Source organism: Micromonospora sp. NPDC050980 (assembly GCF_040653835.1).
Classification (GTDB): Bacteria; Actinomycetota; Actinomycetes; order Mycobacteriales; family Micromonosporaceae; genus Micromonospora.
Map to the genome: position 1 here is coordinate 61,063 of NZ_JBFAGS010000021.1, position 18,384 is coordinate 79,446.

Genomic DNA, 18,384 nt, shown 5'->3' on the forward strand with positions numbered 1-18,384 from the left:
CCTTCCACCGCGACGGGGCTCGGGCTTTCGCCTGAGCCCCGTCGCCGTCTCAGCGCAGGCCGGCCAGCCACCCGGTGACCGCGGCGGCCGTCTCGCCGGCGTACTCGGCCATGATCGAGAAGTGGTTGCCGGTCACGTCGACGGCGGTGTGCGGCAGCTCCCAGCCGGCCCGCCAGTCGTCGTCGCGGTCCCACGGGCCCAGCGGCTCGGTGGCCCGCACCACGAGCGTCGGCGTCTCGATCTCGCGGGCCTCGAACCCGCCGGTCATCACGCCGTAGTGGCCCTGCGCGGTGAGCCGGACGTCGTCCATCGGCACGTACTGGTGCTGCCGCTCGAGCACGCCGGTGGACAGCTCGTTCTGCCAGACCTCGTGCATCGGCCGGGACAGCGGATAGGTGTCGACAAGCACCAGGCCGGCCGGCTGCACGTCCTCCTCCTCCAGATAGCGGGTCAGCGCGTGCGCCAGGATCCCGCCGCCGGAGTGTCCGACCAGGACGAACGGATCGTCACCGACCAGGTTCCGCAGGCACCGGGCCTGCCAGGCGAGCATCACGTACGCGTCGGCCGGCAGCAGTTCGCCGCGACCGAAGCCGGGCACCGGCAGCACCGACACGTCGCGCTCGCCACGGAACGCCGCGGCGAACCGGGCGAACTCGTGCGGGCCGCCGGCCGCCGTGGTGCCGGTGTGGCACACCAGCCGCGGCGTGCGGTCGCCGCGCACCAGGGTGACCGGGTGCGGACCGTCGGACAGCTGCGCCGGGTCGGTGAAGAACGGGCGGAACTGCGACGCCTCGTACGCCAGCTTCATGAAGTCGACGACCCGGTTCGTCCGGATCGCCTCGCGGTAGAGCGAGTTCAGCAGGCCGACCGGGTTCTCGTCGTCCGGCGCGATGCCCAGCAGCGGCGCCGCCGGGTCGCCGGTCACCCCGGCCGTGGCGAGCAGCGCCTGCTCCACGTGCGCGGCCAGCAGCACCGCCGACGGGTGGTCGAACGCCGCCGTGGGGCTCAGCGTGAGGCCGGTGGCCGCCTGCAACCGGGTGCGCAGCTCGATCGAGGTGAGCGAGTCGAAGCCCAGTTCGAGGAACTTGTCGTCGGCGCCCACCGCGTCGGCGCTCGGGTGGCCGAGCACCCGGGCGGCGTGGTCCCGGACGAGGTCGAGCAGGACCGGCCGCCGCTCGTGCGGGGGTGCCGCGAGGAGCGTCTCGCGCAGCTCCCGCGCCGCGGGGGCCGGCGAGTGCGGTCGGGCCGCCAGGCCGCGTACCTCGGGCACGCCGTCGAAGAACGGCCGCGGGCCGCTCGCGGTCATCGTCTCGACGAACGGTTGCCAGCGGACGTCGGCGACGACAAGCGTGGGGTCGTCGAGCGCGACCGCCTGGCCGAGCGCGGCCAGCGCCGCGCCGGGTTCCATCGCCGGCAGGCCGAGACGCGCCAGGCGGTCGCGGACCTCCGGCGCGCCGGAGACACCGTCGGGCTCGTCCCACGGCCCCCAGGCGACGGACGTGGCCGGCCGGCCGGCCGCCCGCCGCTGCTCGGCGAGGGCGTCGAGCCAGGCGCCGGCGGCGGCCGTGGTGGCCTGCCGGCTGCCGCCCCACACGCCCGCGGCGGAGGAGAACAGCACGAACGCCGACAGCGGCAGGTCCCGGGTCAGCTCGTCCAGGTGCCGGGCGCCGGTCACCTTGGCGGCCAGCGCCGCCGCCACGGAGGCCGGCGTGAGGCCCGCGAGCGGGGTGTCGTCGCGGACCCCGGCGGCGTGGAAGACGGCGGTGAGGGGTTCGTCGGCACCGATCCGGTCGAGCAGCCCGGCGAGGGCGCTCCGGTCGGTGACGTCGCAGGCCACCACCGTGATCCGGGTGCCCGACGCGGTCAGCTCGGCCAGCTCCGGCACGCTCGTGCCGGCGCGGCCGGCGAGCACCACGTGCGGGGCGCCCCGCTCGGCCAGCCACCGGGCCAGGCGTCGGCCGAGCGCACCGGTGCCCCCGGTGACCAGGACGGTGCCCTCCGGTTTCCACGGCGCGGGCGCGGCGGTCAGCGGCGCCCGGACGAGGCGGCGGCCGAACGTGCCGGCCGGCCGCAGCGCCACCTGGTCGTCGGCGCCGGACCCGAGGACCCGGACGAGTTCGGCCGCCACCCGGTCGTCGACGACGGCGGGCAGGTCGATCAGGCCACCCCAACGCCGCGGGTGCTCCAGCGAGAGCACCCGGTGCAGGCCCCACACCGCGGCCTGGTCGGGGTCGACCGGGGCGTCCGAGCGACCGAGGGTGACCGCGCCCCGGGTGACCGTCCACAGCGGCGCGTCGATCCGGTTCGCCAGGTCGACGGTGGCGTCGAGCGTCGGCGCGAGCGACACCACCCCGGCCGGGGCGGCGTCGGGCGCGACCTCGGCCGCGGTGAGCACGGTGGGCACCGCGCCCCGGGCCCGCATCGCCGCGCCGATCCGGCCGGCCAGCTCGCGGGCCGCCGGGTCCTCGGGCGCGACGACCAGCCAGTCGCCGGTCAGCGTGCACGGGGTGCCGCCGGGCAGCGCGGCCCAGGCGACCCGGTACCGCCAGGGCGTGGCCCCGGCGGGGTCGGCGGCCGGCTCGGCGGTCAACCAGTAGCGCTGGTGCTGGAACGCGTACGTCGGCACCGGCACCCGCCGGGCGCCCGAGCCGGCGAAGACCGCCGCCCAGTCCGGGGACACGCCGGCGACGTGCAGGCGGGCCAGCGCGTCGAGGACGCACCCGGTCCCGTCCCGGCCGTCGCGCAACGTCGGCACCACCAGCGTCGCCGCGTCCTCGGCCAGCGACAGCCGGGCCAGGCCGGTCAGCACGCCGGCCGGACCGACCTCGACGAACCGCCTGACGCCGGCCGCGGCGAGGTGGCCGAGGCCGTCGGCGAAGCGCACCGGCTCGCGCACCTGACGCAGCCAGTACGCGGCGGAGAACTCCTCGACCGGCTCGCCGGTGAGGTTGGACACGACGGTGATCCGGGGCCGCTCGTAGGTCAGCCCGGCGAGCACGGCGGCGAACTCGGCCAGCATCGGCTCCATCCGCGCCGAGTGGAAGGCGTGCGAGACGCGCAGCCGGTTGGTGCGGCGGCCCAGTCCGGTGAAGTGCGCGGCGACCGCGTCGACCGCGTCCTCGTCGCCGGACACGACGACCGCGCGCGGCGCGTTGACCGCGGCGATCTCGACGCCCGGGCGCAGCGCGGCGCGTACCTCGTCCTCGCCGGCCCGCACCGCGAGCATGGCGCCGCCGGCCGGCAGGCCGTCCATCAGCCGGCCGCGGGCGGCGACGAGCGTGCAGGCGTCGTCAAGCGACAGCACGCCGGCCACGTGGGCGGCGGCGATCTCGCCTACGGAGTGGCCGAGCACCGCGTGCGGGCGGATCCCCCACGACTCCAGCAGGCGGAACAGGGCGACCTCGACGGCGAACAGCGCGGGCTGGGCGTAGCCGGTGCGGTCGAGGGCCTCGGCGTCCGCGTCCAGCACGTCGCGCAGCGGGCGCTCCAGCAGCGCGTCGAAGCGGGCGCAGGCGGCGTCGAAGGCGTCCGCGTACGCGGGGAAGCGGTGGTAAAGGTCACGGCCCATGCCGAGCCGCTGGGCCCCCTGGCCGGTGAACATCATCGCCACCCGCCCCTCGGTGGCGCGGCCGTGCGCCACGCCCCCGGCGTCGGGGTCGCCGGTCGCCAGCGCGTCCAGTCCGGCCAGCAGCCCGGCGCGGTCGGCGGCGAGCACGACCGCCCGGTGGTCGAGCGCGGCCCGCCCGGTGGCCAGCGTGAAGCCGACGTCCACGGGCGTGTCCGCCCCCTCGGCGACGGCGGCGCGCAGACGCGCGGCCTGGGCACGCAGCCCGTCGGCGGTCCGGGCGGCCAGCGGCACCGGCACCGGTCCCGACGCGGTGGCGGGCTCGTCCACCACCGGGGCCGGCGGCGCCTCCTCCACGATGACGTGCGCGTTGGTGCCGCTGATGCCGAACGCCGAGATGCCGGCCCGGCGCGGGCGATCCCCCGGCGTCCACGGGGCCGGCTCGGTGAGCAGCTCGATCGAGCCGGCGGCCCAGTCGACGTGCGGGGTGGGCGTGTCGACGTGCAGCGAGCGGGGCAGCTCGTGGTGGCGCAGCGCGAGCACCATCTTGATCAACCCGGCCGCGCCGGCGGCGAACTGGGTGTGCCCGAGGTTCGACTTGACCGAGCCCAGCCGCAGCGGGCGGTCCGCGGGCCGGTCCCGCCCGTAGGTGGCGATCAGCGCCTGCGCCTCGATCGGGTCGCCGAGCGTGGTGCCGGTGCCGTGCGCCTCCACCGCGTCCACCTCGGACGGGGTGGACCCGGCGTCGGCCAGGGCCTGGCGGATCACCCGCTGCTGCGACGGGCCGTTCGGCGCGGTGAGCCCGTTGGAGGCGCCGTCGGAGTTGACCGCCGTCCCCCGCACCACGGCGAGCACCTCGTGGCCGTGGCGCCGGGCGTCGGAGAGCCGTTCCAGCAGCACCAGCCCGGCGCCCTCGGACCAGCCGGTGCCGTCGGCCGCCGCGGCGAACGGCTTGCACCGGCCGTCGGCGGCGAGCCCGCCCTGCTTGCCGAACTCGGCGAACACCGCCGGGGTCGGCATCACGGTCACGCCGCCGACGAGCGCCATCGCGCACTCGCCCCGACGCAGCGCCTGCGCCGCCAGGTGCAGGGCGACGAGCGCCGAGGAGCACGCCGTGTCGATGGTGACGGCCGGCCCCTCCAGGCCGAAGGTGTAGGAGATCCGGCCGGACATCACGCTGCCGGCGTTGCCGGTCAGGTAGTGGCCCTCGGCGTCCGGCGGCAGCGCGACGCCCACGCCGTAGCCGGTCGACGCGCCGCCGACGAACACGCCGGTGGCGCTGCCCCGCAGCGAACGGGGGTCCAGTCCGGCCCGCTCGAACGTCTCCCAGGCGGTTTCCAGCAACTGCCGCTGCTGCGGGTCCATGGCGACCGCCTCGCGCGGCGAGATCCCGAACAGGCCGCTGTCGAACAGCGCCGCGTCGTACAGGAAACCGCCCTCGGGCGCGAAGCCCGCGTCCCGGATCTCCGGCCAGCCCCGGTCGGTGGGGAACCCGGAGATCCCGTCGCGGCCGTCCGACAGCAGTCGCCACAGCTCCTCGGGCGACCGGACCCCGCCGGGGAACCGGCAGGCCATTCCGATGATCGCGAGCGGTTCGGTGGTGGGCCCGGCGGCCGGGCCCGGCACGGCGGCCGGGTCGCCCTCGGTCACCAGTTCGCCGAGCAGGTGGCCGGCGAGGTCGTGCGGGGTCGGGTAGTCGAAGACCAGCGTGGCCGGCAGCCGCAACCCGGTGACGCCGGCCAGCAGGTTGCGCAGGTCGAGCGCGGTGAGCGAGTCGAATCCGAGGTCGCGGAACGCCTTCGCCGGTTCGATCGCGTCGCCGGACGGGTGGCCGAGCACGAGCGCGGCGTGTCCGCGGACGAGGTCCAGCAGGATGGCCTGCCGCTCGGCCGCGTCGGCGGCGGCGAGGCGTTGCGCGAGCGAGCCGGTCGGGTCCTCGGCGGCGGCGCCGGGTTCGGGGATGGCCGCCCGCACCTCGGCCAGGTCGGCGAGGAGCGGGCTGGGCCGGGTGGCGGTGAACGTGGCGGCGAACCGCGGCCAGTCGATGTCCACCACGGCGAGGTCGGTGTCGTCCCGGTCGACGGCGGCGGCCAGGGCCGACATCGCGGTCGCCGGGTCCATCGGCGGCACCCCGGCGGTCCGCAGGCGGCGCCGCACCACCTCGTCGTCGGCCAGTCCGGCGCCGGCCCACGCGCCCCACGCGATCGACGTCGCCACCTGTCCCCGGTCGCGGCGGCGGCGGGCCAGCGCGTCCAGGGCGGCGTTGGCCGCGGCGTAGCTGGCCTGACCGGCCGCGCCGATCGTGCCGGCGATGGAGCTGAACAGGACGAACAGCGACAGCGACCGGTCGGCGGTCAGCTCGTCGAGCACCTCGGCCGCGCCCGCCTTGGCGCGCAGCACGGTGTCGAGCCGGGCCGGGTCGAGCGTGTCGATCACCCCGTCGTCGACGACCGCCGCGGCGTGCACGACCCCCGTCAGCGGGCGGTCGGCGGGGATCGCGGCCAGCACCTCGGCCAGCGCCGCCCGGTCGGCGACGTCGCAGGCCGCCACCGTCACCGCGGTGCCGCCCGCGGTCAGCTCGGCCACCAGCTCGTCCGCGCCGGGCGCGGCCGGTCCTCGCCGGCTGACCAGCAGCACGTGCGGGACGCCACGATCGGCCAGCCAGCGGGCGATGGTGGCGCCCAGGCCGCCGGTGCCGCCGGTGACCAGGACGGTTCCGTCCGTGCCCCAGCGCGCGTCGGCGGCGGGCACCGGCGCCGCGCGGGCGAGCCGGCGGGCCAGGACGCCGGAGCCGCGCACCGCGAGCTGGTCCTCGCCGTGTCCGCCGCCGAGCACGCCGGCGAGCCGCCGGCCGTCCCGCTCGGACAACTCCGGCGGCAGGTCGACCAGGCCGCCCCAGCGGTCCGGCAGTTCCAGCGCGGCGACCCGGCCGAAGCCCCACACCTGGGCCGGCGCGACGCTGAGCTGCCGATCGGACCGGCCGGTCGAGACCGCGCCGCGGGTCAGGCACCAGAGCGGGGCCGGCGTGCCCGCGTCGCCGAGCGCCTGCACCAGCGCGACGGTGGCGGCGAGCCCGGCCGGGACGGCGTCCGCCCCGGTCATCGGCGTCTCGACGGTGGCGAGCAGCGAGACGACGCCGGCCGGGTCGGCCCCGGCGAGCGCGTCCGGCAGCAGACCGGTCAGCTCGGCCCGGCCGGTGGCCGCCGCGTCGACGGCGAGGGCGCGCACCTCGGCCCCGGCCCGGCGCAGCGCGGCGGTCACCTCGGCCGCCCCGGCGGCGTCGGCGGCGTCGTGCACCAGCAGCCAGGTGCCGCCGAGCGCCCCGGACGGCAGGTCGGTCACCGGCTTCCACGTGCTCCGGTAGCGCCAGGAGTCCACAGTGCACGCGGTGCGGCGACGGCTGCGCCAGGCGGAGAGCGCGGGCAGCACGTCCCGGAGCCGGTCGGCGGGGTCGAGCCCCAGCGTGCCGGCGACGCCGTCGACGTCGCGGCGTTCGACCGCCTCCCAGAACAGTGTCTCCGCCGCATCCACCAGGCCGGCCGGCGGGGCGGGTTCCCCGGCCGGCGCGTCGATCCAGTAACGCTGCCGCAGGAACGCGGTGGTCGGCAGCGGGCTGAGCCGGGGGCGCGCGGCGGCGAAGAACGCGGCCCAGTCGACCTCGACGCCGTGCGCGTGCAGCTGGGCCAGCGCGCGGACGGCGGCCTCGGGCTCCGGACGGTCCGCCCGCAGCGCGGTGGCCAGCGCGGGCTCCTCACCGTCCGGGGCGCCGGCGTCCGGCGCCTCGTCGAGGGCGAGCCGGACCAGGCCGGTGAGGGTGCCGTCCGGGCCGAGTTCGAGGAAGCGGGTGACGCCCTCGCGGCGCAGCCACTCGACCCCGTCGGCGAAGCGTACGGCCGAACGGGCGTGCCGCGCCCAGTAGTCGCCGGAGCGCATCTCCGGCCCGGCCGGGGCGCCGGTCAGGTCCGAGACGATCGGGATGGCGGGCTCGGCGTGCGCCAGTCGTCCGCCCACCGCGCCGAGTTCGGTCAGGATCGGGTCCATCCGGGCCGAGTGGAACGCGTACCCGCCGCGCAGCATCGTGGTCTTACGGCCGGCGGCCTGCCAGTGGGCGGCCAGTTCCTCCACCGCGTCCCGGTCGCCGGAGACCACCACCGAGGACGGGCCGTTGACCGCGGCCAGGTCGACCCGGCCCGGGTAGCCGGCGAGCGCCTCGCGGGCCTCGTCGGCGCTCGCCCGGACCGCCATCATCACGCCGCCGGGCGGCAGCTCGTCCATCAGCCGGCCCCGCGCGGCGACCAGTTCGCAGGCGTCCGCGAGCGTGAGCACGCCGCCGACGTGCGCGGCCACCACCTCGCCGAACGAGTGCCCGAGCAGGTAGTCGGGTCGGACCCCCCAGGACTCGAAGAGCCGGAACAGCGCCACCTCGACGGCGAACGTGGCCGGCTGGGTCCAGGTGGTGCGGTCGAGCAGCGCGGCGTCGGCCGCGGTGAACACCAGATCACGCAGCGGCCGGTCGAGCAGCGGCGCGAAACCCGCGCACACCTCGTCGAACGCCGCCGCGAACGCCGGGTACGCCGCGTACAGCTCACGCCCCATGCCGGGGCGCTGGACGCCCTGGCCGGGGAAGAGGAAGGCGAGCTTGCCCGAGCCGGCCGAGGCGCCCAGCGCGTACGGCGACGGCTCGCCCGCCTCGACCGCGGCCAGCCCGGCGACGGCGGTGTCGGTGTCCCCGGCCACCACCACCGCCCGGTGCTCGTGCCGGACCCGGGCGGCGGTCAGCGACCACGCCACGTCGGCCCGCTCGAGGTCGTCGGCACCGGCGACGAACGCCCTCAGCCGTCCCGCCTGGGCCCGCAGCCCTTCCGGGGTGCGGCCGGTGACCACCCAGGGCAGCGGCCCGGGTTCCGGTCGCGGCTCCCGCGGCGGCGCCGGCTCGGCCGGCGGGGCCTGCTCGATGATGGTGTGCACGTTGGTGCCGCTGATCCCGAACGAGGAGACCGCCGCCCGCCTCGGCGCGCCGGTCTCCGGCCACGGCCGGGCCTCGGTGAGCAGGCTGACGTCGCCCGCGCCCCAGTCGACGTGCGGCGTCGCGACGTCGGCGTGCAGGGTGCGGGGCAGCAGGCCGTGGCGGATCGCCAGCACCATCTTGATCACACCGGCGACGCCGGCGCCCTGCTGGACGTGGCCGATGTTGGACTTCAGCGAGCCGAGGTGCAGGGGACGGCCCGGCGGCCGTTGCCGGCCGTACGTGGCGATCAGCGACCGGGCCTCGATCGGGTCGCCGAGCGGGGTGCCGGTGCCGTGCGCCTCCACGGTGTCGATCTGCTCGGGCGAGAGCCGGGCGTCGGCCAGCGCCTGCCGGATGACGCGTTGCTGCGCCGGCCCGCTCGGCGCGGTCAGGCCGTTGGAGGCGCCGTCGGAGTTGACCGCCGAGCCGCGGATCACCGCGAGCACCTCGTGGCCGTTGCGGCGCGCGTCGTCGAGCCGTTCCAGGAGCAGCACCGCGGCGCCCTCGGCGAAGCCCATGCCGTCCGCGCCGGCCCCGAACGCCTTGCACCTGCCGTCGGCGGCGAGCACCCGCTGGCGGCTGAGCTCCAGCACGCTGATCGGGTTGGGGATGACCGTCACGCCGCCGGCGATGGCCAGCGTGCACTCCTGCCGGCGCAGCGCCTGGGTGGCCAGGTGCAGGCTCACGCTCGACGACGAGCAGGCGGTGTCCACGGTGAGCGTCGGGCCCTCGGTGCCGAGGACGTACGCGACGCGGCCGGACACCACCGACAGCGAGCTGCCGGTGACCAGGTAGCCCTCGGACCCGGTGGCCGCGCCGACCGCACCGGCGCTGTAGCCGAGCGAGCTGGCGCCGAGGAAGACGCCGGTGGGGGTGCCGCGCAGCGCGGTGGGGGCGATGCCGGCCCGCTCGACGGTCTCCCAACACACCTCCAGGATCATCCGCTGCTGCGGGTCCATCGCGATCGCCTCGCGCGGGCTGATGCCGAAGAAGCCGGGGTCGAACATGGTCGCGTCGGCCACGTAGCCACCGGCGGCGGAGTACGTCGTGCCGGCGTGCTCCGGGTCCGGGTCGTAGTAGTCGGCCAGGTCGAAGCCGCGGTCGGCGGGAATCGGGCCGACCGCGTCGACCTCCCCGGCGACCAGGCGCCACAGGTCGTCGGGTCCGGTGACGCCACCGGGCAGCCGGCAGCCCATCGCGACGATCGCTATCGGTTCCTGGTCGCCCGACTCGGCGGTGCGCAGCCGCTGCCGGGTGTCGTGCAACTCGGCGATGACCCGCGCCAGATAGCCGCGCAGTTTCTCCTCGTTGTCCATGCGAACATCGATCCTTCCGGGAGGGTCAGGCGAGGCCGAGGTCCTGGTCCACGAGGGCGAAGAGTTCTTCGCTGGAGGCCGAACCGAGCTTGTCGATGAGGTCGGGGGCGATGACCGCCCCGGCCGGGGCGGCGCCGCGGGCGTGCCGGTCGAGCAGGGCTTCGAGCCGGAGCATGATGCGCATCCGGCCGATGTCGTCGGCCGGCAGGTCGGCCAGCGCGGTGTCGAGCCGGTCCAGCTCGGCCTCCGACGGCAGGGCGTCCGCCGCACCCGCCGGGCCGAGTTCGGCGGCGAGCCAGGCGGCCAGCACCGCCGGGGTCGGGTGGTCGAACACCAGCGTCGCCGGCAGGGTCAGGCCGGTGGCCGCGCCGAGCCGGTCCCGCAGCTCGACCGAGGTGAGGGAGTCCAACCCGAGTTCGCGGAACGCGCGGCCGGGTTCGATCGCGCCGCTGGAGACGTGCCCGAGCACCGCCGCGGCGTGCGACCGGACGAGGTCGAGCAGCGCCCGTTCCCGGTCGGCCGGGGCGAGTGCCGCCAGCTCGCGGCGGGCGGCGTCCTGATCCGGGCTGCCGGCGGCCTCCACCGGGGCGGCGTCCCGCCCGGCGGCGAGGTCCGGAAGGTCGCCGATCAGCGGGCTCGGCCGGGGCGCGGTGAACGCCCGCGCGAACCGCGCCCAGTCCACGTCGGCCACGGTGACGGTGGCGTCGTCGTGCTCCAGCGCCTGCTGGAGGGCGGCGACCGCGTCGTCCGGGTCGAGCAACGGCAGGCCGATGCGGCGCATCCCGCTCTCGGCGTCCGGGTGCACCATGCCCCCGCCGCGCCACGGCCCCCAGGCGACCGAGAGCACCCGGGCGCCCGGGGCCCGGCGACGCCGGGCCAGCGCGTCGAGGTACGCGTTGGCCGCGGCATACGCGCCGTGCCGGCCGCCGCCCCAGGTCGCCGCGATCGAGGAGAAGTAGACGACGGTGTCGAGCAGCTCCGGGTCGAGCAGTTCGTCGAGGTGCCGGGCGCCGGCCACCTTGCCGGACGCGATGGCGGCCAGCTCGCCCACTGCGGTGTCGGCCACGTCGATCAGCGTGTTGACGCCGGCGACGTGGAACACCGTACGGACCGGGTCGCCGCCCGCGGCCAGGTCGTCGAGCAGGTCACGCACCTGGTCGCGGTCGGTGAGGTCGCAGGCCGCGACCGTCACCCGACTGCCGTTCGCGGCCAGGTCGTCGGTTAGCCCCGGCTGGGCGCGGCCACCGCGGCTCACCAGCACCAGGTGCTCGGCGCCCCGGCCGGCCAGCCAGCGGGCGACCCGCTCGCCGAGCGCGCCGGTGCCGCCGGTCACCAGCACGGTGCCGCGCGGCGTCCACGCCCGGGCGGGCTTCGACCCGACCGGCGCGCGTTCGATCCGGCGCAGGAACACCCCGGCGGTCCGCAGCGCGATCTGGTCCTCGCCGTCGGCGCCGGCCAGCGCGGCGACGAGCCGGTCCGCGGCGCGGCCGTCCGGGGTGGGCGGCAGGTCGACCAGGCCGCCCCAGCGGGCCGGTTCCTCCAGCGCCGCGACCCGGCCGAGACCCCAGATCGCGGCCTGCTCCGGGTGTTCCACCGGCTCCGCGCCGACGGCCACCGCGCCGCGCGTCACACACCACAGCCGGCCGTGCGTCACGGCGCGCAGCAGCGCGACGGTGGCGGCGAGCCCGGTGGTGACGACTGGGTGGTCCCGGTGCGGGGTCTCGTCGAGGCCGAGGAAGGACAGCACGCCGGCCGCGCCGTCGAGCTGTTCTTCCCCGGCGGCGTCGCCGGTCACCACCGTGGTGTCGGCGCCCGCCCCGGTGAGGGCGGCGACGGTGGCCAAGACGTCCGGGTCGGCGGCGTGCCCGGGCGGGACCACGACGACCCATCGTCCGGTCAGCGGCGCGGGTGCCCGGTCGGGGTCGGCCTTCCAGGCGGCGACGTACCGCAGGCCGTCGAGCCGGCTGGCCAGCAGGCCGCGGCGGTGCCAGGCGGACAGGGCGGGCAGCAGTTCACGGACGGCGTCGGGCCGGTCCACGGCCAGCGTGCCGGCCAGCGACTCGGCGTCGGACCGGGCGACCGCGTCCCAGAAGGACGCCTCGAAGCCGGTGGCCGCGCCGGGCGCCGGGGCCGGCGCGGCCGACGGCAGCGGCCAGAACCGTCGGCGCTGGAACGCGTACGTGGGCAGGTCGGTGACCGGCCGGGCGGAAGGCAGCACGCTGGGCCAGTCCACCGGCACACCCCGCACGTACGCCTCGGCCAGGCTGGTCAGCAGTCGCCGTGGGCCGCCGTCGTCGCGTCGCAGCGTGCCGACCACGTCGGCCCGGCGGCCGGCGTCGGTGAGCAGCTCGGCGAGCGGTACGGCGAGCACCGGGTGCGGGCTGACCTCCAGGAACACGGCGCCGTCCGGCATGGCGAGGACCGCCCGGTCGAAGCGGACCGTCTCGCGCAGGTTGCGGAACCAGTACGTGCCGTCCATCGCGGTGGTGTCTAGGCGCTCGCCGGTGACCGACGAGTAGAGCGGCACCGTCGACGGGCGGCCGGTGACGTCGGCCAGTGACCGCAGCAGCGGCTCCCGCAGGTGCTCGACGTGCGCGGTGTGCGACGCGTAGACGACCGGCACCCGCTTGACCCGCACACCGGCGGTCTCCCCCGCCGCGAGCAGCTCGGTCAGGGCCTCCTCGTCCCCGCCGACCACGACGGCGGTGGGGCCGTTGACGACGGCGACCTCCAGCCGGCCGTCCCACGGCGCGATCCAGGCGGCGGCCTCGGCCGGCGGCAGCGCGACCGACACCAGGCCGCCGCGGCCGGCGATCAGCCGCAGTTCGCGGGAGCGCAGCGCGACCACCGTGGCGGCGTCGGTCAGGCTGAGCGCGCCGGCCACGCAGGCCGCCGCGATCTCGCCCTGGCTGTGTCCGACCACGGCGGACGGGCGTACGCCGTGCGCGCGCCAGACCTCGGCCAGCGCCACCATCACGGCGAACAGCATCGGCTGGACGACGTCGTCGCGGTCCAACGCCGGGGCGCCCGCGACGCCGAGCAGCACGTCGTGGGGGGACCAGTCGAGGTGCGGGGTGAGGGCGTGCGCGCAGGCGTCGAAGCGGGCGGCGAAGACGGGGTGCTGCTGGTACAGCTCGCGGGCCATGCCGGCCCACTGCGAGCCCTGCCCGGGGAAGACGAAGACGGCCTCGGCCGGGCCGCGGGCGACGCCGTGGACGACGCCGGGGGCCGGGTCGCCGGTGGCCAGCGCGGTCAGGCCGGCGGTGAACCCGGCCGGGTCGTGGCCGACGACGACGGCACGGTGCTCGAAGCGGGCCCGCCGGGTCAGGGCGGCGGCGACGTCGGCCACCGGCCGGTCCGGGCGGTCCGCCAGGTAGGCGCGCAGCCGCCGGGCCTGGGCCCGGACCGCCTCGGCGGAGCGCCCGGAGAGCACCCACGGGACCGGTCCGACGTCGGCGGCGGGACCCGGTTCGGCCGGCGCGTCGGCCGGGGCCTGCTCGATGACGAGGTGGGCGTTGGTGCCGCTCGCGCCGAAGGACGAGACGGCGGCCCGGCGGGGGCGGCCGGTCTCCGGCCAGGGCCGGGCCTCGGTGACCAGTTCGACCGCTCCGGCGGCCCAGTCGACGTGCGGGGTGGGCGCGTCGACGTGCAGGGTGCGCGGCAGCACCCCGTGCCGCATCGCGAGCAGGATCTTGATGATGCCGGCGACGCCGGCGGCGGCCTGGGTGTGGCCTATGTTGGACTTGACCGAGCCGAGCCAGAGCGGCCGGTCGGCGGGGCGCTCCTGCCCGTACGTGGCGAGCAGCGCCTGCGCCTCGATCGGGTCGCCGAGGGTGGTGGCGGTGCCGTGCGCCTCGACCAGGTCGACCTCCGAGGGGTGCAGGCCGGCGTCGGCGAGGGCCGCCCGGATGACGCGCTGCTGGGCCGGCCCGTTGGGGGCGGTGAAGCCGTTGCTCGCCCCGTCGGAGTTGAGCGCCCCGCCGCGGACCAGGCCGAGGACGGGGTGGCCGTTGCGGCGCGCGTCGCTGAGCCGTTCGATCAGCACCACGCCGGCTCCCTCGCTCCAGCCGGTGCCGTCGGCGGCGGCGGCGAACGGCCGGCACCGGCCGTCGGAGGCGAGCCCGCCGAGCCGGCCGAACTCGGAGAACGGCCCGGGGGTGGCCATCACGGTGACGCCGCCGACGATGGCCATCGTGCACTCGCCGCGGCGCACCGCGGCGGCCGCGAGGTGGAGCGCGACAAGTGACGAGGAGCACGCGGTGTCGACCGACAGGGCCGGACCCTGCAACCCGAACGTGTAGGCCAGCCGGCCGGAGATGACGGCGGCGCTGACGCCGGTGATCAGGTGGCCGCCGGCGCCGGTGTCGGTGTTGGTGAGCACCACGCCGTAGTCCTGGGTGTTGGTGCCGACGAACACGCCGGTGTCGCTGCCGCGCAGGCGGTGCGGGTCGATCCCGGCCCGCTCGACGGTCTCCCAGACGGTTTCCAGCAGCACCCGCTGCTGCGGGTCCATGGCCAGCGCCTCACGGGGGCTGATGTCGAAGAACGCGGCGTCGAAGTCGCCCGCGTCGTAGAGGAAGCCGCCGGCGCGCGGGTAGTCGACCGGATCGGCGTCCGGGTCCCACCCCCGGTCGGCCGGGAACTCGCCGATGGCATCGCCGCCGGATTCCAGCAGCCGCCAGAACTCCTCCGGCGACCGGACCCCGCCCGGGTAGCGGCACCCGACGGCGACGATCGCGACCGGGTCGTCGTCGGTCTCCGGCCGCGCCTGCGGCACCGCCGGCTCGGGCTCCTCGGCCGGTACGGCGGTGAGCTGCCCCTCGATGTGGGCCGCGAGCGCGGCCGGCGTCGGGTAGTCGAAGATCAGGGTGGCCGGCAGCCGGATTCCGGTGCGGGCGTTCAGCCGGCCGCTCAGCTCGACCGCGGTGACCGAGTCGAAGCCGAGGTCGTCGAAGGCGCGTTCCACCTCGACGGCGTCCGCGCCGGAGTGGCCGAGCACCTCGGCCGCCTCGGTCAGCACGGTCGCCAGGACGAGCCGCGCGCGCTCGCCGGGTTCGGCGGCGGCGAGGTCGGCGAGCAGCGTCGACCCGGCCGGGGCGGCCTCCGGTCCGGCGGCCACGGCGGCCTCGGGCAGGTCGGCGAGCAGCGCGCTGCGCCGGGCGGACTGGAAGCCCGGCGCGAAGCGCGGCCAGTCGACGTCGGCCACGACCAGGTCGGCGGCGCCCGCGTCGACCGCGGCCGCGAGCGCCGCGACGGCCGGCGCCGGCTCCATCGGCACCAGGCCCCGACGGATCAGGTACGCGGCGGAGTCGTCCCCGGCCGCCATCCCGGCGCTGGCCCAGGCGCCCCAGGCGATCGCGGTGGCGGCCAGCCCGTCGCCGCGGCGGTGCTCGGCGAGCGCGTCGAGGTAGGCGTTTCCGGCGCTGTACGCGCCCTGCCCGCCGCCGCCCCACACCCCGGCGACCGAGGAGATCAGGATGAAGCGCTCCAGCGGCTGGTCCGCGGTGAGCGCGTGCAGGTGGGCCGCGCCGGCGACCTTGGCCCGGACGGTGGCGGCGAACCCGGCCGGGTCCACCTCGGCGAGGGGCGCGGAGTCGGCGGCCCCGGCGGCGTGCACCACGGCGGTGAGGGGACGGTCGGCGGGCACCGCGGCGAGCACGGCGGCGAGCGCGGCCCGGTCGGCGACGTCGCACGCGGCGACGGTGACCGTGGTGGTGTCCGACGACAGTTCGGCGGCGAGGTCCCGGGTGCCGGGCGCGTCCGGGCCGCCGCGGCTGAGCAGGAGGACGTGCGGGGTGCCGCGGTCGGCCAGCCAGCGCGCGACGTGGCCGCCGATCGCCCCGGTGCCGCCGGTGACCAGCACCGTTCCGGTGGGACGCCAGGACTCGGCGACGTCGGTGGCGGCGGCGCGCACCAGCCGCCGGCCGAACACGCCGGAGGCCCGCACGGCCACCTGGTCCTCGACCGGGCCGGCGTCGGCCGCCGCGCTCGCGCCCGCCGCGGCCAGCAGCGCGGCGAAGCGGCGACCGTCGCGGGCGGTCATCGCCGCGGGCAGGTCGACCAGGCCGCCCCAGCGCCGCGGGAACTCCAGCGCGGCGGCCCGGCCGAGCCCCCAGACCTGGGCCTGGTCCGGCTCGCGCAGCGAATCCGACCGGCCGGTGGACACCGCCCCGCGGGTCACGCACCACAGTGGCGCGTCCACCCCGACCGCGCCCAGCGCCTTGATCAGCGCGAGGGCCGCCGACGCGCCGGCGGACGGGCCGGCCGGGCCGGCGGGCCGGTCGGTCAGGGCCACCACGCCGGCGATGTCGTCCGCTTCCAGGATCGCGTCGAAGAGGTCGTCGGTGAGCGTCTCGGCGTCGGTCGCCGCCGGGCAGCGCACGGTCCGGGCCCCCGCCGCGTGCAGCGCGTCGACCACGTCGTCGCCGTCGCCGACGACCAGCCAGGTGCCGTCGAGGCGGCCGGCGGGCGGCTCGGGAAGCGGACGCCAGGTGACCCGGTAGCGCCAGGAGTCGAGGGTCGCGGCGGTGCGGCGGCGTTCGTGCCAGGAGGCGAGCGCGGGCAGCAGCGCGGCCAGCGACGCCTGCTCGGCCGCCGAATCCAGGCGCAGCGCCCGGGCCAGGCCGTCGCGGTCGCGGCGGGTCACCGACTCCCAGAAGGCGTCGTCGGTGGTGCCGGACAGCGCCCGGGCCGCCGGCGCGGACAGCCAGTAGCGTTCCCGCTGGAACGCGTACGTGGGCAGCGGATGCGGTTGCCCGGGTCGCTCGCCGGCGAGCACGGCGACCCGCTCCCCGGCGGCCCAGCGGGTGGCCAGCGCGACCGCCTCCGCCGGTGCGCCGTCGGCGCCGACGACCGGTCCGTCCTGCGTCCCGGCGGCCAGCGCGGCGAACGCCCGCGCGAAGTCGCCCGGCTCGCGGCCGAACACCACGGCACGGTACTCGAACGCGGTCCGGCTGCCGGCCAGCGCGTACGCCACCGCGACCGGGTCGGTGACGGTGCCGGCGAGGTCGGCGAGCGCGGCGGCCTGGGCCCGCAGCGCCGGGGCCGACCGGGCCGACACCAGCCACGGTACGACGACCGGGGCCTCGACGGGCGGGGCGGGCGGTGCCTCCTGTGCCGGCGCCTCCTCGACGATGACGTGCGCGTTGGTGCCGCTGATCCCGAACGAGGAGACGCCGGCGCGCCGCACCCGGTCCCCCGCCGGCCAGTCCCGCGCCTCGGTGAGCAGGCGGACCCGGCCGGCGGACCAGTCGACCTCCCGGGTGGGCTCGGCGGCGTGCAGGGTGCGCGGCAGCGTCCCGGCCCGCAGCGCCAGCACCATCTTGATCACACCGGCCACGCCGGCGGCGGCCTGGGTGTGGCCGACGTTGGACTTCACCGTGCCCAGCCACAGCGGGTCGGCGTCGGGCGCCCGACCCTGGCCGTACGTCGACAGCAGCGCCTGGGCCTCGATCGGGTCGCCGAGCCGGGTGCCGGTGCCGTGCGCCTCGACGGCGTCCACGTCGGCGGCTTCGATCCCGGCGTCGCGCAGCGCGTCCTCGATCACCCGCTGCTGGGAGGGGCCGTTGGGGGTGGTGAGCCCGCTGGACGCCCCGTCCTGATTCACCGCGGTGCCGCGGATCACGGCCAGCACCGGGTGGCCGTGGCGGCGGGCGTCGCTCAGCCGCTCCAGCAGCAGCACGCCGGCGCCCTCGGACCAGCCGGTGCCGTCGGCGCCGTCGGCGAACGACTTGCACCGGCCGTCGCCGGCCAGGCCGCCCTGCCGGGCGAAGTCGAGGAAGGTGTCCGGGTTGACCATGACGGTGACGCCGCCGGCGATCGCCAGGCCGGTCTCCCGCGAGCGCAGCGACCGGGCCGCGAGGTGCAGCGCGACGAGCGACGAGGAGCACGCGGTGTCGATCGTCAGCGCCGGCCCCTCCAGGCCCAGGGTGAACGCGACCCGTCCGGAGAAGACGCTGCCGGTGTTGCCGGTGCCGAGGAACGTCTCGACACCGTCGGGGATGTCGAGGATGCGCTTCGCGTAGTCCTGGTACATCAGCCCGGCGAAGACGCCGGTGCGGCTGCCGCGCAGCGTGGCCGGGTCGATGCCGGCCCGCTCGATCGCCTCCCAGGTGACCTCCAGCAGCAGTCGCTGCTGGGGGTCCATGGCCAGGGCCTCGCGCGGTGAGATGCCGAAGAAGCCGGCGTCGAACCCGGCGGCGCCGGGCAGGAAGCCACCGACCGGTTCGAGCCCGGCCGGCAGCGCCCCGAGTTCCCAGCCCCGGTCGGACGGGAAGCCGGACATCGCGTCGACGCCGTCGCGGATCAAATCCCAGAACGCCTCCGGGGTGTCGGCCTCGCCCGGGTAGCGGCAGCTCATCCCGATGATGGCGATCGGCTCGGCGTCCGCCTCCTCGACCGCGCGCAGCCGCTGCCGGACCTGGGCCAGGTCGGCGGTGACGCGCTTGAGGTACTCGCGGAGCTTCTCTTCGTTTGTCATCGCAGTCCTCCGCAGT

At 77.3% G+C, this 18,384-nt stretch carries 2 protein-coding genes; both read right to left on the reverse strand.

The features are described from left to right. Positions 1 to 49: 49 nt before the first annotated feature. Positions 50 to 9,889 (reverse strand): type I polyketide synthase, encoded by a 9,840-nt coding sequence (locus tag AB0H28_RS25015; RefSeq protein ID WP_358044782.1) that lies wholly within the window; start codon positions 9,887 to 9,889, stop codon positions 50 to 52. Positions 9,890 to 9,914: 25 nt separating this feature from the next. Next, entirely contained in the window at positions 9,915 to 18,368 is an 8,454-nt protein-coding gene (locus AB0H28_RS25020) for a type I polyketide synthase (RefSeq protein ID WP_358044785.1), read from the reverse strand. Positions 18,369 to 18,384: the final 16 nt, after the last annotated feature.